Raw genomic sequence first — 23754 nt, forward strand, 5'->3', positions numbered from 1 at the left:
CCGAGTCCGATTCGCCAACGATACGCCGCTCACGATGTCGACAGTCACCATTGAGCATGCCGACGGCCTGCCGCAGCCGCAACGCAATCAGGCGGTGCTGACCATTGCGCTCGGCATCGTCATGGCGGTGGTCGACAGCACCATCGTCAATGTGGCGCTGCCGACGATCGCGGCCGATCTCGATGCGACCCCGGCCTTGTCGATCTGGATCGTCAGCGGCTACCAGCTCGCGATCACGATCTCGCTGCTGCCGCTGGCTTCGCTCGGCGAGATCGTCGGCTATCGCCGCGTCTATCTGGTCGGGTTGGCGCTGTTCACGCTGGCCTCGGCCTTCTGTGCGCTGGCCCACACGCTGCCGCTGCTGACGATCGCGCGCATCCTCCAGGGCTTTGGCGCGGCCGGCATCATGAGCGTCAACGCCGCGCTGGTGCGTTTCACCTATCCGCGCAGCCTGCTCGGCCGCGGCATCGGGCTCAACGCGCTCGTCGTCGCCTTCTCGGCCGCGATCGGCCCGACACTCGCCGCCGGCATCCTCGCGGTGGGAAGCTGGCCCTGGTTGTTCGCGATCAACGTGCCGCTCGGCGTGGTGACGCTGGTGCTGGGCCTGCGCAGCCTGCCGCACACCAAGCCCGCGAGCCGCTCCTTCGACTGGCAGAGCGCAGGGCTGTCGGCGATCACGTTCGGCGTCGGCATCGCGGCGGTCGACAACGTCGGTCATGGCGAGGCCGCGATCACTTGTCTCGTGCAATTCGTCATCGCGATCGCCGCGGGTGCGCTGCTGATCTATCGCGAGACTCACATGACCTCGCCGCTCTTGCCGATCGACCTGCTGCGCATCCCCGTTTTCGCGCTGTCGATTGCGACCTCGATCGCATCGTTCTGCGGGCAGATGCTGGCCTTCGTCGCGATCCCCTTCTATCTCCAGAGCCGCTTCGGCTATTCGGCCGTGCATATGGGCCTGTTGATCACGCCATGGCCGATCGCATTGGCGTTTGCGGCCCCTCTCGCCGGCCGCCTGGTCGAGCATTATCCGGCCGGCCTGCTCGGCGGTATTGGGCTCACGCTATTCGCCTGCGGCCTTGGCGCGCTGGCCTTCCTGCCGGCGACGCCAACGCCGCTCGACGTGATCTGGCGGATGGCGCTCGCCGGCGCCGGCTTCGGTCTGTTCCAGACCCCCAATAACCGCACCATGATCGCAGCCGCCCCGCGCGAGCGCGCCGGCGGCGCCAGCGGCATGCTGGGGACGGCGCGCCTGCTCGGCCAGACCACCGGAGCGGCGCTGGTGGCGCTGTTGCTCGGACGGTATCCGCTTGAGGGGACCAGGCTGGCGCTCCTTGTCGGCGTTGGATTTGCGCTGTGCGGCGCGATGCTGAGCATGCTGCGGCTTTCCACAGCCGGCGCGCGCGGTGCCGAGCACGTCCGCGTGCAGGACGATCAGCGCCTGCGGGGTGAATAGCCGGACCCGACCCGGTTCGCGCGTAGTCGTGCACAACCTCCGCGTGGCTTAACTATTCGGAGCAATGGCCTATTGCCCTCCCGCCCCGGTTGCGCATAGTGGCGGTGGGACAAGGGGCATTTCATGCGTTCATTTGGAATTGTGGCGCTCAGCGTCATGCTGGGCGGCTGCGCGTCGGTCACGCGCGGTACGACGGAGAATATCAGCATTTCATCGACACCATCAGGCGTGGAAGCCGTCGTCAGCGGAATGGACGTTCCGACCACCTGCACGACCCCTTGCTCCGTGGTCGTCAAGCGGAACGCCGACATCTCGATCACCTTCCAGAAGGAAGGCTATCAGCCGCAAATCGTTCCGCTCAGCCGGGACGTCCAGACGGGCGGAGCCGCGGGTTTTGCGGGCAATCTCCTGTTGGGCGGTATCGTCGGCATGGGCGTCGACGCAGCGACCGGAGCCGCGACCGATCACAAGCCGAATCCGGTCATCGTGACGATGCAGCCGTCGGTCCTGCACGCAGCACCGCGCGCACCGAGAAAGCCGCGGCCGCCGCGCGAACCGCAGGCCGGAACGTAAGGCCTCCTCGCGCAGACATCGGTGCAAACAAAAAGGCCGGCTTTGCAGCCGGCCTTTTCGATTTGTCACCTGTGCCGATCAAACCTTGACCAGCGGCCCCTTGGAGGTCGGCCCCTTCGAGCCGCCGGGGCCACCCGGCTTGGATTTGCCCGGCGGGCGCTTGCGGGTGCCGGGCAGCTTCTCCTGCTTCGGCGTGACCGGGCCCTCGACGAATTCGAAGCCGATCTTCTCCTTGGTCTCGTCGGCCTCGTCCTTGACGAGCACGACGCGAACGTGGCCGCCGCTCTTCAGCTTGCCGAACAGCACCTCATCGGCCAGCGGCTTCTTGATGTGCTCCTGGATCACGCGCGCCATGGGACGTGCGCCCATCTGCTCGTCGTAGCCGTGCTGGACCAGCCAGGCCTTCGCCGGCTCGGACAGCTCGATGGTCACGTCGCGGTCGCCGAGCTGCGCCTCGAGCTGAAGCACGAACTTCTCGACCACGGTGCCGATCACCTCGACGCTGAGATGGCCGAACGAGACGATGGCATCGAGACGGTTGCGGAATTCCGGCGCGAACTGCCGGTTGATCGCCTCGTGGTCGTCGCCTTCCCGCTTCGATCGGGTGAAGCCGAACGCCTGCTTGGCGAGATCCGCCGCGCCGGCATTCGTGGTCATAATCAGGATCACGTTGCGGAAGTTGACCTGCTTGCCGTTGTGGTCGGTGAGCCGGCCGTGGTCCATGATCTGGAGCAGCACGTTGTAGAGGTCGGGATGCGCCTTCTCGATTTCGTCGAGCAGCACCACGCAATGTGGATGCTGGTCGACGCCGTCGGTGAGCAAGCCGCCCTGGTCGAAGCCGACATAGCCGGGAGGCGCGCCGATCAGGCGCGACACGGTGTGCCGCTCCATGTACTCGGACATGTCGAAGCGCAGCAGCTCGACGCCGAGCGTCGCCGCGAGTTGCTTGGCGACCTCCGTCTTGCCGACGCCGGTGGGGCCAGAGAACAGATAGCAGCCGATCGGCTTCTCCGGCTCGCGCAGGCCGGCGCGCGCCAGCTTGATCGAGGCGGCGAGCGATTCGATCGCCTTATCTTGCCCGAACACGGTGCGCTTCAAGGTCTGCTCGAGATGCTTGAGCACCTCGGCGTCGTCCTTCGACACGCTCTTCGGCGGGATCCGCGCCATCGAGGCGATCGTGGTCTCGATTTCCTTGATGCCGATGGTCTTCTTGCGCTTGTTCTCGGCGACCAGCATCTGCGCCGCGCCGGACTCGTCGATCACGTCGATCGCCTTGTCGGGCAGCTTGCGGTCGTGGATGTAGCGCGATGAGAGCTGCACCGCCGCCTCGATCGCCTCATTGGTGTACTTCAGCCGGTGATAGTCCTCGAAGTACGGCTTGAGGCCCTTGAGGATCGCGATGGCGTCCTCGACCGTCGGCTCGTTGATGTCGATCTTCTGGAAGCGCCGCACCAGCGCGCGGTCCTTCTCGAAGTGCTGGCGATATTCCTTGTAGGTGGTCGAGCCCATGCAACGGATCGTGCCCGAGGCCAGCGCCGGCTTGAGCAGGTTCGAGGCGTCCATCGCCCCGCCCGACGTCGCGCCCGCACCGATCACGGTGTGGATCTCGTCGATGAACAGGATGGCGTTGGGATGCGCCTCGAGCTCCTTGAGCACCTGCTTCAGGCGCTCCTCGAAGTCGCCCCGATAGCGCGTGCCGGCAAGCAGCGTGCCCATGTCCAGCGAGAACACGGTGGCGGCCGCCAGCACCTCCGGCACTTCGCTGTCGACGATGCGCTTGGCAAGCCCTTCTGCGATCGCGGTCTTGCCGACGCCGGCTTCACCGACGAACAGCGGGTTGTTCTTCTGCCGGCGGCACAGCACCTGGATCGCGCGATTGATTTCGGAATTGCGTCCAATCACCGGATCGATCTTGCCGTCGCGCGCCTTCTTGTTGAGGTTGACGCAATAGGTCTCGAGCGCCTCGCCCTTCTTCTTGGCGTCCTCGTTACCCTTGGTCTCGGTCTCCTCGTCGACGCCGCGCACCGGCCGCGCCTCGGAGACGCCCGGCCGCTTGGCAATGCCGTGGCTGATGTAGTTGACGGCGTCGTAACGCGTCATGTCCTGCTCCTGCAGGAAATACGCGGCATGGCTCTCGCGTTCGGCGAAGATCGCGATCAACACGTTGGCGCCTGTCACCTCTTCGCGACCGGACGACTGCACATGGATCACCGCGCGCTGGATCACGCGCTGGAAACCGGCGGTCGGCTTGGCGTCGTCGGCGCCATCCGTCACCAGGTTCTCGAATTCGGTCTCAAGGTAGTTGACGAGGCTCGTACGGAGCTTGTCGAGATCGACGCTACAGGCGCGCATGACGGCGGCTGCATCGGAGTCGTCGATCAAGGAGAGCAAGAGATGCTCGAGCGTCGCGTATTGGTGATGACGCTCATTTGCGATCGCCAGCGCACGATGCAGGGATTGTTCAAGGCTTTGGGAAAAAGTCGGCATTCGCGTCCTCTATGGCCCCCACCATCATGATCGTCATCGCCCGGTCAGGCAACAACAACCTTTGTCACATATAGTTATACAAGACCGCGGCGAAAGACCGGTTCCGCGACTCGGCGGCGACACACTTGCGGCATTTTCGATGCAAAACCCGTTCCGATTTGGGCGGGATCGGCGCCGGCGCAGAATTCCGTAGTTTTGCCGGCTGCAGCCCACCGCGCGCAGCCGCAACGCGACAATCACACTGCGGCTTGTACAAGAGCCGGCTTCAAACGCGCCGCAAGCCGTCTTACTTCTTTTCCATCACGCATTGCAGCGGGTGCTGGTGCTTGCGGGCGAAATCCATCACCTGCGTCACCTTGGTCTCGGCGATCTCATAGGTGAACACGCCGCACTCGCCGATCCCGTGATGATGGACGTGCAGCATGATCTTGGTCGCGGCTTCGATGTCCTTGTTGAAGAACTTCTCCAGCACGTGAACGACGAACTCCATCGGCGTGTAGTCGTCGTTGAGGATCAGCACGCGATACAGGTTGGGCCGCTTGGTCTTGGGCTTGACCTTGGTGATGACCGACGTGCTCGGACCCGAGGGAGTACCCGAACGGTTGTCGTCATTGCTCATGCGAGGCGCGTCGGCAGCGGCTGGCGCGGACAGATCGAGGCTGGAAGTCAATTGCAGCATGGCACAGGCGTTCAAATTCCCCACGGAAGCGAATGGCGGTCACCGCGCGACCCCGCCCTTCGGAGCCTGGCGCAGGCGCACCGCCTTGGATCGCCTCTCCCGGCAAATGCGGTCGAGGCCGGATCGCTCGCCAGCAATATGGCCCTGCCCCCGGCCCGCCGCAAGCACGCGGGGGTTCAGCCCATGCGGTCGCAGCAGTCCCGATTCCCGGTCCGGGCGATCCTGATCAGGTTAATCAATCCGGAGCGATTTGACAAAAATTTCCGCCCGGCACGTTTAGAACGTGTTGACCAGGAACCCGGCCGTTAACCCGGCCGCGACGGTTTTCCGCAAAACGCTCCGTTTTTCTACGGTCCAATTTACCTGCCATTCAATGGCATGGCGCGAAATCGGGCAAAACACAGATTTCGGGATCGTCATGTCTGGTCTGCCCCTCGTCAGCCGCCTTGGTCGACAACTCGCCCGTTTCGCAGCGGCCGAGCAAGGCAATATCGCAGTGATCTTCGCCATTGCGCTCGTTCCAGTGCTGAGCTTCGTCGGCGCGGCGATCGACTATAGCCGCGCGGCCCAGGCGCGCACCGCGATGCAGTCGGCCCTCGATTCCACCGCGCTGATGCTGTCACGGGACCTGTCCGCCGGCACCATCTCGACGTCTCAGATCTCCACCAAGGCCCAATCCTATTTCAACGCCCTGTTCACGGACACCAAGACCCTGCCCTCGGTCAGCGTCGGCGCCACCTACAACGCGAGCACCAGTATCGGCTCGACGATCCAGCTGACCGGAACCGGCACCTACACGACGAGCTTCATGAAGATCGCCGGCTTCCCGACCCTCGACGTCGGCACCTCATCCACCAGCGCCTGGGGCCTGACGCGCATGCGCGTGGCCCTGGTGCTCGACGTCACGGGATCGATGGCGTACGACGACAAGATGCCGGCGATGAAAACGGCCGCGAAGAACCTGGTCGACCAGCTCAGCGCGCTCGCGAAGACCAACGGCGACGTCTACATCTCGATCGTGCCGTTCGCCAAGGACGTCAACGTCGGCAGCAGCAACTACACGAAGAGCTGGATCGACTGGTCCGACTGGGAGGCCGTGAACGGGACCTGTAGCAACACATCCTACACGAGACAGTGGACCTGCGTTAACAACGGCAAGATTTGGACACCGAGGAACCACAACACGTGGAACGGGTGCGTCACCGATCGTGACCAGGACTATGACACCAAGAACACGACTCCAGTGAGCAGCAATTCGGCTACGCTTTTCCCGGCCGAGCAATATTCCTACTGCAACTCCAGCAATTCGGCCTACATCCAGCCGGTCATGCCGCTCAGTTACGATTGGACCTCGCTCAAATCTCTGATCGACAAGCTGGTTCCGACCGGCAACACCAACCAGGGCATCGGCCTTGCCTGGGGCTGGATGACGCTGTCGATGGGCGACCCCATGAATGCCCCGGCCAAGGACACGAACTACACCTACAAGGATGCGATCGTCCTGCTCTCCGACGGTCTCAACACGCAAAACCGCTGGTACAGCGGTGCTTCGCAGATCGACGCTCGCCAGAAGGTCCTCTGCGACAACGCCAAGGCCCAGCCCAACAACATCACGATCTATACGGTGCAGGTGAACACCGGCGGCGATCCGACCTCGAGCGTGCTGCAATATTGCGCCAGCGGCAGCGACAAGTTCTATCTGGTCACTTCGGCGAGCCAGACGGTCTCGGTGTTCAAGGATATCGGCACTTCGCTGTCGAAGCTGCGCGTCGCACGCTGACGGTCGCATCGCTCACAACAAAAAGCCCGGCTGGTTCAGCCGGGCTTTTCGATTCCAGGATGTCTCGAGACGTTACTGAGCGGCCGGGGTGAACTTCGACACGATGGTCTCGACCGGCTTGAACGCCTGCTTGGCGAGGTCGCTGTAGAGGCCGGCGATCTTCTGCGATTCCGCGACGAAGGTCTCATAGGCGGAACGGGCAAAATCGGTCTGCGCTTCCATCGCCTTGTCCAGCGACTTCACGCCGGAAAGCTTCTCGACGAAGGACTTGGTGTCTTCGAACGACTTCTTCGTGTAGTCGCCATAGGCGCTGGCGATCGCCTGGAGGCCGTGCTGCACCGAGGTCGCGGAGGCAACGCACTGCTCGAACTGCTCTTTCCCGTAGCTCTGGAAGTCTTCAACCTTGAACATTTCGGAATCCTTTTCCCTGGCTCGCGTCGGGAAGCCCCGGCTCCCTGACTCCGCCCAAAATTAGTGCAACGCACAAAAAAGTCAAGAATCTTGTGCGTCGCACAAATCCGGCGCAAATCGCAGAGATTCCCGGGGTTTCCCGCAAGGGTTCCTTAAGCTTTTGGAAACCGGGCCACCCTACCTTGATTCCCTGGACGTGGTCACTTCCGCGAGCGGCCAAAAGCCGTTTGAGAACATCACCTTAGCCAGAACAGCGGCTCGGGTCCAACGTCCCCCGCGGCCAACACCAGCGGAGGGACAGCCTGAGCAGGTAATGATCCCGGGTCCGTCGGGCACAATTTCGCCTCACGAGCCGGTGATCAAGTCAGAAACGGGGACGGGGTTCCATGCTTCGTAAAAACTTGTCTGCCTCGCGCTGGGCGCGGGTTGGCGTTTTCGGGCTTCTTACGGTCACCACCGCAGTCATCTTCACCGTCGATGCAGCCGAGGCACGGCGCCATCGTCGACATTACGCGCACCACCGGGTGCAGCACGACGTGTCCGAGAGCTCCAGCTCGAAATTCGCGTCCATCATCATCGACGGCAATTCCGGCGCAGTGCTCCAGGCGACGAGCCCTGACGCGATCCGCCACCCGGCCTCGCTGACCAAGATCATGACGCTCTATCTGCTGTTCGAGCGCCTCGAATCCGGCAAGATGAAGCTCGACACCGAAATGCCGGTGTCCAAGCACGCCGCCGACCAGGATCCGACCAAGCTGAATCTGCGTGCCGGCCAGACCATTCGCGTCGAGGACGCGATCAAGGGCCTGGTCACCCGTTCGGCCAACGACGCATCCGTGGTGATTGCGGAAGCGATCGCCGGTGACGAGGACGACTTCGCCCGGATGATGACGCGCAAGGCGCGTTCGCTCGGCATGTCCAGGACGGTCTACCGCAATGCCAACGGCCTGCCCAACGACGAGCAGGTCACGACCGCGCGCGACCAGGCCACGCTGGGTCGCGCCATTCAGGAGCGCTTCCCCCGCTACTATCGCTATTTCGCAACCTCGACGTTCAATTGGCGCGGACAGTCGATCCGCAACCACAATCGCCTGCTCGGCAGTGTCGAAGGCGTGGACGGCATCAAGACGGGCTACACCCGCGCTTCCGGCTTCAACCTCGTCAGCTCGATCCGCCGCGGCAACCGCCACCTGATCGGCGTGGTGCTCGGCGGCCGCAGCGGTGGCTCGCGCGACGCCATCATGCGCAACCTGCTCGCGGAGAACATCGAAAAGGGCGCGACCGTCCGCACCGTCGCCGCAGTCACGGAGCGCAACGGCACTGAAGCCAACGTCGATGTCGCCGATGCCTCGGATACGCCGGCACGGCCGGCCCTGCCGGTCCAGGCCGCGGCGGCCCCTGCTCCCGAAGCCGCCCCTTCGCGCCTTGCCTCGCGTCTGTCGACGCTGGCCGCAGCGACTGCGGCGATGCCACCCGCTCACTCCAAACCCGAAGCTCGTCCGACGGAATCCAAGGTGGAGCCGGCGCCGCTCACCAACGGCGTGATCTCGAGCCAGCCGCTCTCCATCATCCCCGGCTCTTCCGAGCCGATGAAGCCGGTTCGGGTCAAGACCGTTCAGGTCAAGGCCGGCGCCGTGAAGGTAGCCTCCGCGGCTCCGGCCCAGGGTGGTGTCCAGGTCGTTGCGCCGCCGGTCACCAGCACCGTCCCGCCCCGTTCCGAGGTCGCGGAAACCTCAGGTGCCGTCGTCGCCAGGGCAGATCTCATCAACAAGCCGGAGGCGGTGAGCCAGCCGGACGCGCCGAAGGCCGAGATGGCCCGCACCGAACTGCCGCGGCAGCCGGCGGGCTTCGGTACCGGCAACGGCATCCTTGGCGTGCTGCCGGCCGCAACCCCCGCCGCACCGGCTCCCGCCGCTCCGAAGCTCGCCTCGGCCGACCCGGCGCCGCAGCCGATCCAGATGAGCGCCACCACCAAGCCCGCCGTCATCCACAGCGGCTGGATCGTCCAGGTCGGTGCGCTCGAGAGCGAGAACGAAGCTCAGCAGCGCATCGACGCGGCCCGCAACTCGGCCCGCGGCCTGCTCAGCAAGGCGGACCCGTTCACCGAGCCCGTCGTCGCCAAGGATAATCGCAAGCTTTACCGCGCCCGCTTCGCCGGGCTCGAGCGCGATCAGGCCGAAGCCGTCTGCCGCACCTTGAAACGTGCCGAGATCTCCTGCATCACCGTTCGCAACTGATTTCTTCTCCGCTCCAGACCAAATGCCCGCGCCTTGCGCGGGCATTTTCGTTTTGGTGAGGCGGTGATGCGAAGGCTGTTCCGGACAAGGCTGTTCCACGACAACCTCTCGTCAAGGATTTACGGTTAAAACTTTGCTCAAGGGGATCGACCACGCCGACAAGGGCGGGCGACGGCAGACAGAGCAAACGGAGCTCACGCGGTACGGGCGTTTGTAGCGTTGGTGCCGGAGTTAGCCGTTATGCGTGCGAAGCAGAGTATCCTTGGCCTCGTTTACCCGGGCAGCGAGATACGTCGAGCCCCCCTGGTCGGGATGGAGTTTCTTCATCAGGGATTTGTGGGCCCGGCTGATGTCGTCGCGCCCCGCTCCCGGCTGCAAGCCAAGGATCTGATAGGCTTCCTCCGCCGTCATTTTGCTGCTCGCCGCCGTGCGGCGCTGCCGCCCTGCCGTATCGCCCTGCGCGTTCTGACGCCAAGCGGGAAACCGGCGGTCCAGATAGCTTTCAAGTAGGGCCACGCTCTCGGCGTCGAACGTCGGGACCATCGCGAGCAAGCCGGCGAGATCGAATTCGTCGAGATTGCGCCCGGCATGAGGCCCCGCAACGATCTGGCCAGAAAGCTGGCCGGAATCGTGGTCGAGCCGCATGTCCAGGAATTGCGAGCGCACCCGCGAGGCCTGCCCGGACGGGCGCGTCGCACCGCCGCCGAACAGCCCGCCAACATTGCCGAAGCCGGCATTCGCGAGTGGTGTCCAGCCGAGCAGGCCCGCGCCGAAAATTCCGAGCGGGATCGCAACCGCCAGCTCGCCGCGCAAGCCGGTGAAGGCCGCAACCACCAGCGCCAGCACGCCGCCGCCGAACTTGAGGGTGCGCGCCAGCACCGCTGGATTGGCGGAGCGGAACATCTGGAGCAGCAGGTACAGCGTGATAACGGCGACAGCGCCGGCGATCAGGGTCATGGCCGGAATATAGTCGTGCTGTTGTCAAAAAGCATGGCGCCCAGCGCCGCAAGCCGCACCGGCCGGGCCGCTATTTCATCTGGCTGATCAGCTTCGCCGCGCCACTCACGCTTCCAGCCAGCTTCAACAGCGCCTCACGTCCACCCGCGGCATAGGCCGCAGCTGCCCGCAACAGCTCGCGCAGCTGCGCTGCCGCACCGGGATCGAACCGGCACCAGGCACCGCCAGTCAGCCGCGCCATCTCGCGGAAGGCCTGTTCGGCGACCGCGTCATGGCCCTCCTGAAAGACGAATACGGGCACCTTGAGCATGCCGAGCTCGCCGGCCTTGGCGCAGAGCTCGTCGATGTCTTCCTCCATGGCATCGCCGACGAAGACCACGGCCCGCACGCCGGATGCGACTGCCTCGCGCCTAGCCTCGCTCAGGACCTTGCCGATCTGGGTATCGCCGCCGCGGCAATCGATCTTGCTCATCAGCGTCGCCAGCCTGGCGCTGTCTGAAATCCAAGCCGTGGCGCGGCACTCGTTGAGGCCGCGATAGTAGACCAGCCGGATGTCGAGACTGCCGAGCGCTGCGGTCTCGCGAAACATGTCGGCCTGGAGCGCGCAGGCCATGTCCCAGGTCGGCTGCCGGCTCATGGTCGCATCCAGCGCGAAGATCAGCCGCCCCCTCGCGCCCGGGGCATGCGGCGAGAGGGTCCGCGCCTTGGCAACGAACGCGGCGATGTCTTCCGAGGTCGAGGTTTGCGCTTGCGGCAGCACGCCGTCTGCTCGCGCCGAGACGGTATCGCGGCCGCGCGGTTTGATGGGTTCGCCCGACATCGCAGCTACACCTTGCGTCAGCAGCTAATGTGGTCAGCGCATGCGGCCCGGTCAATGCGCAAAGCCTCCGCGGGCGGGCGCCGGCGGAGGCTTCGACGATTGGTGCAGCCTTGCGACGACGTCAGCTCGGTAAGCTCTTGGACGTCAGCTCTTGGCAGGAGCCATCAGGGCGACCGGGCCCGGCTCCAGGATCTTGGGCGGGGCGGACTGCGTGTCGACCGGTGCGATCTCGCTGTCGGTCGCGCTCAGGAACTTGTCGAGCATGCTCTGGATCGAGCTTTTCGCCACATCCGGACCGGTATCGCGCATGTCGTTGTGCTGGAACTCGGTCTTCACGACCTGAATGCCTGCCTGCTCGCATTCCTCGTCGGTTGGAATCACGCCGGCGTCGGCCTTGAACTGCGGATCCTGGGAGCGGAACGACAGGATCTTGAACTTGCCCGCGGTAACGAAGGGCACGCGCAGATTGTCGAGGGTGACGACCTTCTTGACCTCATCCGGATACTGCTTGGCGAAGTACATGGTGATGTCGCCGCCCATGGAATGGCCGACCATCGTAACCTTGTCGTAATCGGCGTTGGGCTGAACCTTCTTCATCTCGTGCACGGCGAGATGGATGTTGGCGACGCCGCGCAGGATCTGCGGCAGCCGGCCGACATAGAGCTCGCCGGGCTTGGTGACCATCGGAGGATCAGTCGGCAGATCGTGCTGCGGGCTCATGACCATGTAGCCGCGCGCAGCGAAGATGTTGGCGAGGAAGCCGTATTCGGTGTTCTTGACGGTGTTGCCGTGATTGATCACCGCGACGGGCAGCTTGATCATGCCGGCATTGGCCTGCATTTCCTTGTCGCGGCGCACCGCGATGGAAACAGGCACCGGACGGTTATCGCGCGAGGCATCGTAGAATGTGATGGTCTCGTGCTTGATCGCCCACTTGCTCGCCGTGAAATAGGCGATGCCGCAGAGGGCACTGACCGAAACCAGAACGGCAATTCCACGCTTCATTTTCGTCCTCAGCCTCAGGCCTAAGCGGCCTGAATCCCTGTTGAAAATCGTGTTCTCCGGGGCTCTTCGTCCCCTTGTCGCCTATTCCCTAATATATGTCACAGCAGCGTGACAGGAAGGCTAAATGTTGTGAATCGGCAGCCCTTTCATTGTGCGTTGCACTCGTTCGGTGAGCACCCCATTCTCATACCGCTACGTGAGGGTGCAGGTCCCTATTCGACGCAACCGGTCTTGATCGGGTTCGACTCGCGGTAAATGCAGGGTGAAAACGCGCGCGGCGCAGTCCCGGTTCCCGCGCCAGCCGAAGGCCCGGATCGGCCGGGAGTAGCGCTATACCGCGAGGTCAGGCGCCGAGGATATCGTGGACCTCGAGCGGCTTGTCGACCTGGCTGAACCACTCGGCCCGGTTGGCCGCGCGGCGGCGGCCGCGCTCGTCGAGCGGGAGCTTGAGCTGGCGGAGCAGGCTCGTCACCTCCTCCCGCGCAGTGAGATGGCCGAGATTGGGCCGCATGCCGAGCGTGGCCTCGTCGATATCGTCCAGGGCGGTCAGGCCGCGTGGGAAGAATTCGCGGTACACGACGCGCTCGGCGAATCCGTCGACGTAGCGGAAGCCGAGCCGCAGCGACAGATCCTTCAGGCCCTCGGCGACGAGCTGCTTGTTGCGCGAGCCGAGCATGGACAGGCGGTTGCGCACGACGATCCAGTCGGTGGTCGCGCCGTCGAGCTGGCGTCGCTTGCGCCTGACGTCACGCACCATCTCGGCGTAGTGGCTCTCGCCCGTCACTGCGTAAGTCGCGGGGTCGACGGTGCCGAGCACGTCGAAATCGAGGAAGCTGTCGTTGATCGGCGTGACCAGGGTGTCGGCCATCGAATGCGCGAGCCGCATCAGATAGCTGTCGGTGCCGGGCGTATCGATGACGATGAAGTCGAAGCTGCTCTCGACCGCGGAGACGGCTTCCATGAACTGCTGGAACTCGGAATTCTCGTTCTCGGCAATCTGCATGGTCTCGCCGAGCTTGATGCAGCGATGCACCGGCAGCTCGAGGTCGAGCTTGGTACGTTGCGCCCAGGCGGACCGGTTGCCGATGTAGCGCGTGAAGCTCTGCTGGCGACAATCGAGGTCGATGGTGGCGACGCGCTGGCCGGCCTTCAGAAGTGCAACGGCGATGTGCAAGGCCGTGGTCGATTTGCCGGAGCCGCCCTTCTCGTTGCCGAGCACGACCACGTGCGCCGAGCCGGATTGGCCTTGGCTAGCCTGCACAAGCATGGCGATCCTCAACACCCCTTGCGAATATCTTCGAGTTGACCGCGTCAGCGGTCAAGTGAAATGCGTGACAGGAAATGCAAATTGCAACGCGCCGTTCTCACGATGTGTCGCGGCGCCGTCTTTCGTCTGTGATCCAGCCCAAAATGTCGCGACGTTCTACGCCGCCTTGCGCGGGATGCTGTGCCGCATCCGGATGCATGGCGTCCACGATCTCCGCTTGTTAAGGTTAGCCGGCCGGGCGCGACGCCCGCACCTGCGCCGCTTCCCAATCGTCGAGTCCCAATGTCAGCAAGCCCATTGATCGCCCGCACGGTCCCCGCCCTGCGACGCGCCGTCGACAATCTCCGCAAGCGAAAGGCCACGATCGCACTGGTCCCGACCATGGGGGCACTCCATGACGGGCATGTGTCGCTGGTTCGCCTCGCCAAGCGGCGCGCCAGCCGCGTCGTGGTGTCGATCTTCGTCAACCCGACCCAGTTCGCTCCGACCGAGGATTTCGGCGCCTATCCGCGCACCTGGAAGGCCGACATCGCCAAGCTCGCGGCCGAGGACGTCGATATCGTCTGGCACCCGGGCGTCGCGGCCATGTATCCGGAGGGGTTTGCCACCCGCATCGCGCCGGAGGGGCCGGCGCTCGCCGGCCTCGAGGACCGCTTCCGCCCGCACTTCTTCGGCGGTGTCGCCACGGTCGTCGGCAAGCTGTTCACGCAAGTCCGGCCGGATGTCGCGATCTTCGGCGAAAAGGATTTCCAGCAATTGCGCGTGGTGACGCAGATGGCGCGCGACCTCGACCTCGGTGTCAAGGTGATCGGCTCCCGCACCGTGCGCGAGCGCGACGGACTCGCGATGTCCTCGCGCAACGTCTACCTCTCGCCCGAGGAGCGCCAGACCGCCATTGTCCTCTACCGCGCCATGAGAGAGAGCGTCGGGCGCATCCGTGCCGGCGATTCGATCGCGCCGGCGATGGCCGGCGGTGCAGACATGGTCAAGGCGGCCGGCTTGGTGCTCGACTATTACGAGGTCCGCCATGCCGAGACGCTGGCACCGGTCACCTCGCGCAAGGACGGCCCCTTGCGGATCCTGGTCGCAGCCAAGCTCGGCACCACCCGGCTGATCGACAATATGGCTGTTTAGAGCAGTCCGAGGTCACGCAGCTCGCGCCGCATCGGCTCCGGCATCGCCGCAATCGAGCCGGCCGCTGACTTGCCGAGATCGGCCGGCACGGAATCGTCGGTCAGATAGCGCCAGCCCTGGAACGGGCGCATCGGCCGCGGCGAGACCGAGATCACTTTCGGCTGCATCACGATCCGGCAGCGCCCGATGCCGTCCTTGTCGCGGAACGGCTCGATGCCGATGATCTTTTCGCGCGCGGCGATCTCGCCCTTGATCACCCAGTAGAGCGAGCCGCCGGCGAGGATCTCGGCGTCGCGCTTGGGCACCATGCGGGTGATGTGGATGTGATGTTGCGGCAGACCCTTGTTCTTGGCGGTCTGCATCCGTTCGGCCACCCACTCCTTCAATTCCTTGACGGAGTCGCAGCCGACGGCGAGCTTGATCAGATGGAGTGGCATGCCCAAGCATTAGCCGGGCAACCCAGCATTTGGAATGCCGATCTACTCGTTATCCGCAGGCGCGGGCGCGGCGGTCGAGGCCGGCGGCGGCGCGAGCGGAACCGGCGCCGCAGGCGCACGCGCAGCCTTTTGGGGCGGCGGCTTCTTCGCAGCCGGCGGGCTCGATGCCGGAGGCGCTGCGGCCTGTGCGGAGGCCGCGGCCGGCGCACGCGGTGCTGCCGCCGCATTTGCGGCCGGCGCGGCCTGGCGCGTCGCCGCCGTGGGCTCCGGATTCATGATGCTCACCGGCGGCGTCGAGGACGCGCTCGGGAACTCGGCATTGGTTGGCCTGCCCGTCGGCATTGACGGCGGCAGCCCGGCGAGCGCGGCGTTGGCGGGCATCGCCGCTGCGGCTGCTGCGGGCGCGTTCCAGGTCGGCGCATAGCGCGCGACCAGGGTCTCGTAGAGATGGGAGTCCATGTTGGCGGCAACCTGCTGCTGGTCGGTCAGCGAGCGGAACGCGGCGCAATCGAACTGCGTGCAGCCGTCACGCGCCACCAGCACATGTGCAACGAGACCGTAACGATCCCGCTCGAGCGACTTGCGCAGCACCTTCATGTCGAGGGTCAGGCTCTTCTCCGCCGTGGCGACATCGCCGAGCGCGGTCAGGCGGTCGATCCTGGCGGCGGTGTAGGAGACCGCCGCGGCCGCAGCGTCAGGCGCGCCGAACAGCGCCTTCTCGCAGCCGGCGCCAACGGCATCGCCGGCGAGATCGTCGAGACAGGACAGCGCAGGCAGACTCGCGCTCACCACAGCTTGCGCGCGCGCCTCGGCCGGAGCGGACGGCGCGTCCGGTCCATAGAGACGCACCGTGGCTGCGCCGGCGATCGCGATGGATAGCAGGGTAATGACGGTCAGCGCGCCGTTCGCGACCGATCTGTCGGCGCGCAACAGCGTGATCAGCAGAATCAATCCGAAGAATCCGGCAGCCGCCAGCGTCATCCAAATCGGGAAGGCCGGCGAGAGCCAGATTTGGTCGAGCGAAGTGGCCCATGCCCAGTTCATGCGCGACGTCCCCTCACGCGAGCAAAGAGCGGATGGTCAAGCGAGCACCGCGAGTCGGCAACTGCCCCCGCCCACCCTTGTGAAGGTGAAGCGGGCCTTTTGACGGCGGCAGAGTACAATTCCCGGGAGGCGCCTATGCACTGACGGCGTCGGCCTTCAGGAGAGCGCGAGCTGGCTTTCCTTGGCGACGCGCTCGAAGGCTTCGGTCGAGCTTTTGATCCGATACTGGCAGTCGTCGCCTTCGGTCGGGAGCAGACGGATGACCTCATACGCGCCGCTCGCAGCCGGACGCGCGACATTGCTGGCCGTGAATAGGACGCGCGTTCCCACGGGGAATTTGTGCTTCAACACCCTCTCCATTACTCAAACAGCGCCCGCCTCGCCCAGTGTCCCACTGCGAGGGCCGGCCGGAAACCCGGGCGGCTGTATAGCACGCGTCCGATGCTTTTGGCCAGCGCCATGCCGGCATGGCCCGCGCACAATTTTTGCAGTTATTTCAGGATGATAACGGGACAGCCGGTGGGGCGATGATACCGGCGGAGCTGCTTATTCCGCCGACATGTCGCAGGCCTGTCGCACCCTCCTCCCGATCGGCTGGCGTCCCCGCCTCCGGCCGGCGCCGGTCGGACTGCCGCTCAGGCGTCCTCGAACTTGGCGATGACGAGCGTTTCGGCCAGTCCATCCCGGGTCCATTCCTGGAACGCCGGCAGCGCCATCATGGTCTCCATGTAGGCCCTGGTGTCCGGCGCCACCTCGATCGCATAGGTGCGGAAGCGGTGCACGACGGGGGCATACATGGCGTCCGCCGCACCGAAGCGGCCGAACAGGAACGGTCCCTGTGCGCCATAGCGGGTGCGGCACTCGCGCCAGATCTCCTCGATGCGCGCGATGTTCGCCTTGGCATCCGCCGACAGCGCCACGGCGCGGATCGGCCGATGCAGGTTCATGCCGCATTCGTTGCGCAGCGCCACAAAGCCGGAATGCATTTCGGCGCATACCGACCTGGCATGCGCGCGCGCGGCGACGTCGTCAGGCCAGAGCTTCGCTTCCGGATAGCGCTCGGCGACGTACTCGATGATGGCAAGCGAATCCCACACGGTGACGTCGCCGTCGACCAGCACGGGCACCTTGCCGGCGCGGCTGAAGGACAGGATCTGCGCCTTGTCGGCGGGATCGTCGGTGTAGAGCGGGATCAGCGTCTCCACGAACGGGATGTCGTTGGCGCGGAGCGCGAGCCAGGGCCGCATCGACCATGACGAGTAGTTCTTGTTGCCGATCGCGAGTTTCAGCGCAGCCATGTCACTGGTCCTTCGTTTAGTCCTGCAGTTGCAGCCGCTTTTTAGCGCCATCGCCTGCCGCCAATCAATCGTTGCTCGCCCGCTTTGTGGGAGCTGAAATGCGTCGGCCTCGTGCTGATTTGCGTCTACGCCTTCTTCAAATTCGCCTGGGCCTATCGCCTGTTCAACTATGTCGCAATCCTGTTTGGCGGTATGCCGCCGGCCTCACAGCGCGACACCCCCGAGGCCGAAGCCCACGTCATCCGCACCTCGCGCCTGTTCGAATCCGCCGGCCGCCACTCCAACCGCGGCCAGCGTGCCTTCTTCTTCGCGCTCGGCTATCTCGGCTGGTTCGTCAGCCCCTGGGTGCTGTTCGTGACCACGGCAGCGGTCGTGGTCGTGACCTGGCGGCGGCAGTTCGCGTCCAGCGCCTGGGCCGCGATGGCACCGGGGCGGTGGATGGTGGTGAGGGGATGAAGCGAGGGCATTGAGCCACGTGTCCCGGACAAGCTGCAACGCGTGAAGCGTTGCGGCGCAGAGCCGGGACCCAGCGCCACACGGATTGCTCGGAGGCATGGGCCCCTGCTCTGCAGCGCATCGTCGAACCGGACGATGCTTCGCATCGCCGGGGGGACGCTGCGCTGCGTCCGGGGCACGAGATCGGATCACAGACATGCCTTCGCGATCTCGCGGCTGCTTCGCCCGAGCTTTGCTTCGTCTCGCCGCCCTCAGATGCAAGAGGGCGCAGGGAAGGCCGGGTGCCGGCGGCACCCGCGGTCCGCTGCGCTGGAGCACACGCAGGAAGAACCGCACAGCAGCATACAGGTGAAGCCCAACACACGGCCTTCCCTGCGCGATGGTCGGACGGCTTATGCCGCGCTCTCCTGGGAGCCGAGTTCCCTCTGGCCTCCCTCGCTCCCGCGAAAGTCACCGGCACCGCGCCGGTTGACGCCAATGCCGCATTCGCCAGAGCTTGACCGTAGCAACGACGGCCAGGACCACACGGTTTTGCCGTACGCGCGGTCCGTTGGCGCCGCAGGGTTCGACGGCGTTGTGCACGTTGCCATCGAAATGCCGGCGCGACGAACCTGACAGCGCCGCTCGTCCGTACGAAGCCTCGGGCTCACGGAGAGCAATCCGCCCCGCCCTCAGCTCTCGTACACGACGCTGCCGCGTCCACCGCAAGCCCGGCTCGCGACAATGACGACCTCATGATCGCCCCTCGAGATTGAGCCGGGATGGGCGATACATACGCCATTTCCGAATTTCGGTAAAGTGGAATATTTTAGAGCGGGCAGGTTGACAGAGAAGCGAAACACCCTGCTCTCGTAGCCCGGATGGAGCGCGAGCGTAATCCGGGACAATTCGAGCTGCCGGGCGAGCAGCCCCGGATTACGCTTTGCTCCATCCGGGCTACACGACTACACGACGACGCGCTATCCGCCGAAATCCTTCGGGCTGAACGGCAGATCCAGCACCTTCCATTCCCCGTACAGATTGGCCGGCAACATCTTGTAGGGTTGGCAGTTCTGCAGCGCGCTCGTTGCGGACTTGACGATGGCCACGCCCTTGGCGGACGGCGGCGCCTCGATCAGGATGGGCTCGCGCGCCAGCGTGCCGTCGGTGGCGAACACGGTGCGCAGCTTGACATGGACGTTGTCGGTCGGTGCGACGCCGGCCGGCAGCTTGGCGCAGCCGCGCAAGTGACGGCGAAGCTCCGCGACGACCTCGGGCGGAAGCTTCGCAGCGATCGAATCGTTGGCATCGCCGCCGTCATCCTTGGCGCCTTTCGGCTCGACCGGCAATTCGGGCGGCAAGCCCAGCATGACCCCGTACTTGATGGTGACGTCCGGTTGCGGCGTCTGATAGGCCGGCGGCGGCGCGGCCTGCGGCGGCGCGTTGGCCTCACGCTGCTTCGAGGCCTGCGGCTGCTTCTGCTGCGGCTCGGGCGAGGCCTGCTGTGACGGCGATGGTTCTGCCGCCTGCGGCCTGGCCGCAGGCTTCGATGCCTCCGCCTTGTCGGTGATATCCGGCTTCGGCAGCTTCAGATCGGGGAGCGGCTCTGGCGGCTTCGCCTCTTCCTTCTTCTCCTCGGCCTTGGTTTCCTCCTGCTTCACCTGCTCCGGCGTGACGATGTCGACCGCGACGGTTTCGGGCGCCTGACTATGAAACGGACGGACCTCGCTAATCACGATGATCAGCGCCACCAACGTCAGATGGGCGATTGCCGAGGCGGCAATGTCCGTCCGTATGATCTTCCCCAGTTCCATCGACCGATCTTGGGTTGCCCCCGCGGTCCTAGCATACCCCGGGTCCCTCTCAATCCCATTTCGGGGCGAAGCCAAAGTCGGTCAGGCGTCCCTTCGGATTGGCGAGCGCGGCGATCCGGTCCATCTCGTCTTCCGACAGCTCGAAATCGAAGATCTCGATGTTCTCCGACAGGCGCTCGATGCGCGAGGTGCGCGGGATCGCAGCGACATTCTGCTGCACCAGCCAGCGCAGGCAGACCTGCGCCGCCGTCTTGCGGTGGACGCGACCGATCTCGGCCAGCGTCTGGTCGGACTTGATGCGGCCCTTGGCGATCGGGCTGTAGGCGACGAGGGCAAGGCCATGCTGGTCGCAGGCCGCCCGTACCTTCGCCTGATCGAGATAGGGGTGATACTCGACCTGGTTGCAGACCAGCGGCTCCGCCGACAGCGCGACCGCCTGCTCGATCAGTGCCACGGTGAAATTGGAGACGCCGATGTGGCGGGTCAGGCCCATCGTCTTCGCATGCGACAGCGCGCCCAGCGTCTCCGCGAGCGGCACATGAGGATTGGGCCAGTGCAGCAACAACAGATCGACCGAGGGAAGCCGCAGGCGAGCGAGGCTCTCCTTCACTGAGCGTTCGAGATCATGGGGTGCGAAATGGTTGGTCCAGACCTTGGTGGTGAGGAATACGTCGTCGCGGCGCACGCCGGAGGCGCGCAAACCGTCGCCGACCTCGCGCTCATTGTCGTAGACCTGCGCGGTGTCGATATGGCGATAGCCGAGCCGTAGCGCCTGCTCGACCACGCGCGCGGCCGGCCTTCCGCTCAGCTCCCAGGTCCCGAGACCGATCGCCGGAATCCTTGCGCCATTGGCCTCGACGAACAGCATGAGGAATCCTCTTCCGTTGCGACAGCCCCAGAAGTCATTATGGACCCGGTCGATGATACTGCCAACGGAAGCCGCGGCAGCCAGGCGGGATATTCGATGCAGGCCTAACGGGAGGTTGTGCGTCAGGCCTCGGCGTCGGGCCTTGGCGTCAGGCCTTTGGCGTCAGGCCTTGGCGTCAGGTCTTGGCGAGCGCCTGGAACACCGTGTCGGGGGCATGCGCGATCACCGTGAGCAGTGCGCGGGCCGGGCCGCGCGGGGCGCGTTTGCCCTGCTCCCAGTTGCGGATGGTCTCGACGGGTACGCCGAGCCTGGCGGCGAACTCCATCTGGGTCAGGCAGGCGCGCCGGCGCAGATCGCGCACCGCGAGCGGGCCGGTGTCAGACGGCGCCGCATTGGTCGTCGGCTGAACCGAAAGCGGCTGGACCGGAAATTCCTGCCCATTCCGCAATTCGACGATCCGTCCGTCCGCCTTCAGCCGCAACCGCATGCCCATTCCCCCAAGCAAAGGCGATGATGCGGCAGGTCGCTTAAAGTCGGATTAAAGACGGTTGTCGTCATTCCGGGGCGCGCGAAGCGCGAGCCCGGAATCCATTGTGCAGCGTCGACGCGGACAAATGGATTCCGGGTTCGCGCCAAGTGGCGCGCCCCGGAATGACGATGGGGTGAGACCTACTTCAACCCGAACCAGAGCGTCGCAATCCCGAGGAAGGAGAAGAAGCCGACGACGTCGGTCACGGTGGTCACGAACGTGCCCGACGCCACCGCCGGGTCGGCCCGCACGCGATCCAGCGCCATCGGGATCAGGATGCCGCCGAGCGCGCCGGCCACGAGGTTGCAGACGATGGCGAGCCCGATAACGATGCCGAGGCCCGGGATCTTGAACCAGGCCACCGCGGCGATGCCGGTGATCACGGCGAAGGCGAGGCCGTTGACGAGGCCCACCAGGGCCTCGCGCATCACCACGCGCCAGGCGTTGGAGGAACCGAGCTCGCGCGTCGCCAGCGCCCGCACCGCCACCGTCATGGTCTGGGTCGCGGCATTGCCGCCCTGGCTCGCCACGATCGGCGCCAGCACCGCGAGCGCGACCATCTTCTCCAGCTGGCCCTCGAACAGGCCGAGCACGGAGGACGCCAGGAACGCGGTGGCGAGGTTCACCAGCAGCCAGTTGAAGCGGCCGCGGGCGATGGTGAGGAACGTGTCCGACAGCTCTTCGTCGCTGGTGACACCGCCGAGCGCCTTGAGGTCCTCGTCCGCCTCCTCCTCGATGACGTCGACGACGTCGTCGACGGTGATGACGCCGACGAGGCGATCCTGGGTGTCGAGCACGGGCGCAGCGACGAGATTGTATTTGCCGAACATGCGCGCCACCTCTTCCTGGTCCTCCAGGACGGAGACGCGGCGGCGGTCCTCGTCGGTGAGCTCGGTCAGCGCCACCGGCCGGCGCGTGCGCAGGAGCACGTCGAGCGGCACCGCGCCCTGCCAGTGCTGTTCCTTGTCGACGACGTAGATCTCGTAGAAGCGGTCGGGCAGATCCGGCGTCTCACGCATGTAGTCGATCGCCTGGCCGACCGTGAAATCCTGGGGCACGGCGATGAACTCGGTCTGCATGCGGCGGCCGGCGGAGTTCTCCGGGTACAGCAGGCTGCGCTCGAGCGCGACGCGCTCCTTGAGCGGCAGCTTCTCCAGAATCTCTTCCTGCTCCTCGGCACCGAGGGTTTCCAAGAGCTCGACCGCATCGTCGGATTCGAGCTCGCGGACGCCCTCGGCGACCGTCTCCGGCGGCAGCTCCTCGAGGATCTCCTCGCGGACGGTCTCATCGACCTCGTTCAGCGCCGAGAAATCGAAATCGCGGCCGGTGAGCTCGACCAGGCGGACGCGGTCGTCGGGCTCGAGGGCGCCGATCAGATCGCCGAGATCGGCCTCGTGCAGCTCCGCGACGCAGGCACGCAGCGCCGCGCTGTCCCCGGCCTCGATCGCACGGGCGACCTCCTCGACGAATTCGTGCCTGATATCGCCGTCTTCATTGCGCATCGGCACGTGGTCGAGTACCGAATCCGCAGCCGATGGGGCAACGTCCAGATGTTCATCCATGGCGCGCCTCGCCGTTTGACAGGTTGGAACCGGTGGTGTGAGCTGAGGCTTCAGGCAATACCCACAAGGCAAAGCCGAGCGCAATGGCAAAGATGCTGCGACTAAGGTGGACCTCGACCATGGCGGGCGCGCTTGTCGCAACCGTCATCGGCAATGCCGCGACCGTCATCGGCGCCGCCGAGACGGAGGCCGCCGAGTGCCCGCGCAAGGACGCGCTCGGCACCTCGCGCGTCTTCAGCGTCGATCCCAAGACCTATCCGCGCGTGGGCCTGAAGAGCTTTCCGCAGACGCTGCCGCTGGCCGATCGCGAGGTCGTGCTGACCTTCGACGACGGGCCGAACCCGCCGACGACGTCGAAAGTGCTGGCGGCGCTGGCACAGGAATGCGTGCGCGCGACCTTTTTCCTGATCGGCCAGCACGCCTCCGAGCACCCGGACATGGTCAAGCGCATCGCCCGCGAGGGCCACACCGTCGGGCATCACTCCTACTCGCATCCGTTCATGGGGCGTATTCCGTTCGAGAAGGCCATGGCCGACATCGATCGGGGCATTGCCGCAGACGAAATGGCGCTACACGGAGTCTCGACGACGACACCCTCGACGCCGTTCTTCCGCTTTCCCTATTTCGAGTCGACCCAAGCGCAGCTCGACCTGCTCCAGTCGCGCGGCATCATTGTGTTCGGGGCCGATTTATGGGCCAGCGACTGGGAGGAGTTGACGCCGGAGCAGCAATTGAAGCTCGTCACCGAGCGTCTCGCCGCGAGCGGAAAGGGCATCATCCTCTTCCACGACAACAAGGCGCGCACGGCCGCAATGATGCCGGCGTTTCTACGGTATCTGAGGGAGAACGACTATCGGGTGGTCCACATCGTCCCGGCGGGCACATCACAGAAGAGCGCCGATACGCGCTGATGCCGGAATGTCACGCCCGGGCAAAATGGGGTGATTTGGGGCCAATTAAC

The 23754-nt window shown here is 65.2% G+C and carries 21 protein-coding genes and 1 pseudogene; 7 read left to right on the forward strand and 15 right to left on the reverse strand.

The genetic code is table 11. The annotated features are described in order from the left end of the window. Positions 1-34: 34 nt before the first annotated feature. A complete protein-coding gene (locus tag N2605_RS19730; RefSeq protein ID WP_036025608.1) occupies positions 35-1456 on the forward strand; it encodes an MFS transporter in 1422 nt (473 codons plus the stop codon). Between the two features lie 123 nt (positions 1457-1579). Continuing rightward, positions 1580-2029: a PEGA domain-containing protein gene (locus N2605_RS19735; protein ID WP_260342199.1), complete on the forward strand. Its 450-nt coding sequence runs from the start codon at positions 1580-1582 to the stop codon at positions 2027-2029. 78 nt (positions 2030-2107) lie between these two features. Here N2605_RS19735 and clpA read toward each other — a convergent pair whose 3' ends face one another. After that, on the reverse strand, positions 2108-4516 hold the full coding sequence (clpA, locus tag N2605_RS19740; protein WP_057029801.1) for an ATP-dependent Clp protease ATP-binding subunit ClpA: 2409 nt from the start codon (positions 4514-4516) through the stop codon (positions 2108-2110). A 286-nt stretch (positions 4517-4802) separates the two neighbouring features. Then, positions 4803-5135 (reverse strand): ATP-dependent Clp protease adapter ClpS, encoded by a 333-nt coding sequence (gene clpS / locus N2605_RS19745; protein WP_036015195.1) that lies wholly within the window; start codon positions 5133-5135, stop codon positions 4803-4805. Positions 5136-5613: 478 nt separating this feature from the next. Between clpS and N2605_RS19750 the strand changes: the two genes are divergently transcribed. Continuing rightward, positions 5614-6975, forward strand: coding sequence for a vWA domain-containing protein (locus N2605_RS19750; RefSeq protein ID WP_074448011.1), 1362 nt, complete (start codon positions 5614-5616; stop codon positions 6973-6975). Positions 6976-7047: 72 nt separating this feature from the next. Here N2605_RS19750 and N2605_RS19755 read toward each other — a convergent pair whose 3' ends face one another. Beyond that, a complete protein-coding gene (locus N2605_RS19755; RefSeq protein WP_028135884.1) occupies positions 7048-7386 on the reverse strand; it encodes a phasin family protein in 339 nt (112 codons plus the stop codon). 386 nt (positions 7387-7772) lie between these two features. Between N2605_RS19755 and N2605_RS19760 the strand changes: the two genes are divergently transcribed. After that, on the forward strand, positions 7773-9623 hold the full coding sequence (locus N2605_RS19760) for a D-alanyl-D-alanine carboxypeptidase (protein ID WP_260342209.1): 1851 nt from the start codon (positions 7773-7775) through the stop codon (positions 9621-9623). A 231-nt stretch (positions 9624-9854) separates the two neighbouring features. Here N2605_RS19760 and N2605_RS19765 read toward each other — a convergent pair whose 3' ends face one another. The 4 genes from N2605_RS19765 to N2605_RS19780 all read right to left on the reverse strand — a co-directional run bounded on the left by N2605_RS19765 (position 9855) and on the right by N2605_RS19780 (position 13672). After that, positions 9855-10580: a DnaJ domain-containing protein gene (locus N2605_RS19765; protein WP_109143484.1), complete on the reverse strand. Its 726-nt coding sequence runs from the start codon at positions 10578-10580 to the stop codon at positions 9855-9857. A gap of 70 nt (positions 10581-10650) precedes the next feature. Continuing rightward, positions 10651-11400 carry a hypothetical protein gene (locus N2605_RS19770; protein WP_036025619.1) on the reverse strand — a complete coding sequence of 250 codons (750 nt, stop codon included), beginning with the start codon at positions 11398-11400 and terminating at the stop codon, positions 10651-10653. A gap of 144 nt (positions 11401-11544) precedes the next feature. Then, entirely contained in the window at positions 11545-12405 is an 861-nt protein-coding gene (locus tag N2605_RS19775) for an alpha/beta fold hydrolase (protein WP_036015213.1), read from the reverse strand. A gap of 343 nt (positions 12406-12748) precedes the next feature. Then, the gene (locus N2605_RS19780; RefSeq protein ID WP_036015216.1) at positions 12749-13672 is read right to left on the reverse strand and encodes a division plane positioning ATPase MipZ; all 924 of its coding nucleotides are present in this window, start codon (positions 13670-13672) and stop codon (positions 12749-12751) included. 282 nt (positions 13673-13954) lie between these two features. Between N2605_RS19780 and panC the strand changes: the two genes are divergently transcribed. Continuing rightward, entirely contained in the window at positions 13955-14806 is an 852-nt protein-coding gene (gene panC, locus N2605_RS19785; protein ID WP_260342226.1) for a pantoate--beta-alanine ligase, read from the forward strand. Here the strand turns inward: panC and N2605_RS19790 are convergent. From N2605_RS19790 to N2605_RS19805, 4 genes are all read right to left on the reverse strand, one after another. Beyond that, positions 14803-15243 carry a DUF1489 family protein gene (locus N2605_RS19790; RefSeq protein ID WP_260342227.1) on the reverse strand — a complete coding sequence of 147 codons (441 nt, stop codon included), beginning with the start codon at positions 15241-15243 and terminating at the stop codon, positions 14803-14805. The genes panC and N2605_RS19790 overlap by 4 nt on opposite strands. A 42-nt stretch (positions 15244-15285) precedes the next feature. Further along, positions 15286-16287, reverse strand: a complete 1002-nt coding sequence (locus N2605_RS19795; protein WP_036025621.1) for a hypothetical protein — start codon at positions 16285-16287, stop codon at positions 15286-15288. Positions 16288-16443: 156 nt separating this feature from the next. Further along, positions 16444-16647, reverse strand: a complete 204-nt coding sequence (locus N2605_RS19800; protein WP_085969273.1) for a hypothetical protein — start codon at positions 16645-16647, stop codon at positions 16444-16446. A gap of 275 nt (positions 16648-16922) precedes the next feature. After that, positions 16923-17585 (reverse strand): glutathione S-transferase family protein, encoded by a 663-nt coding sequence (locus tag N2605_RS19805; RefSeq protein WP_036025622.1) that lies wholly within the window; start codon positions 17583-17585, stop codon positions 16923-16925. 72 nt (positions 17586-17657) lie between these two features. Between N2605_RS19805 and N2605_RS19810 the strand changes: the two are divergent. Then, positions 17658-18055 (forward strand): annotated as a pseudogene (locus N2605_RS19810) (DUF599 domain-containing protein); the annotation flags it as partial. 945 nt (positions 18056-19000) lie between these two features. Here the strand turns inward: N2605_RS19810 and N2605_RS19815 are convergent. The 4 genes from N2605_RS19815 to mgtE form a co-directional block, all read right to left on the reverse strand. Beyond that, a complete protein-coding gene (locus tag N2605_RS19815; RefSeq protein WP_225148394.1) occupies positions 19001-19834 on the reverse strand; it encodes a hypothetical protein in 834 nt (277 codons plus the stop codon). Positions 19835-19883: 49 nt separating this feature from the next. Next, on the reverse strand, positions 19884-20702 hold the full coding sequence (locus tag N2605_RS19820) for an aldo/keto reductase (protein ID WP_036013757.1): 819 nt from the start codon (positions 20700-20702) through the stop codon (positions 19884-19886). A gap of 175 nt (positions 20703-20877) precedes the next feature. Next, positions 20878-21195, reverse strand: a complete 318-nt coding sequence (locus N2605_RS19825; protein ID WP_225148393.1) for a helix-turn-helix domain-containing protein — start codon at positions 21193-21195, stop codon at positions 20878-20880. Positions 21196-21371: 176 nt separating this feature from the next. After that, positions 21372-22793: a magnesium transporter gene (gene mgtE / locus N2605_RS19830; RefSeq protein ID WP_036025625.1), complete on the reverse strand. Its 1422-nt coding sequence runs from the start codon at positions 22791-22793 to the stop codon at positions 21372-21374. A gap of 119 nt (positions 22794-22912) precedes the next feature. On the opposite strand from mgtE, the gene N2605_RS19835 reads away from it, so the two are divergent. Further along, positions 22913-23704, forward strand: a complete 792-nt coding sequence (locus N2605_RS19835) for a polysaccharide deacetylase family protein (protein WP_036013750.1) — start codon at positions 22913-22915, stop codon at positions 23702-23704. Positions 23705-23754: the final 50 nt, after the last annotated feature.

This window comes from Bradyrhizobium yuanmingense (assembly GCF_025200905.1).
Classification (GTDB): Bacteria; Pseudomonadota; Alphaproteobacteria; order Rhizobiales; family Xanthobacteraceae; genus Bradyrhizobium; species Bradyrhizobium yuanmingense.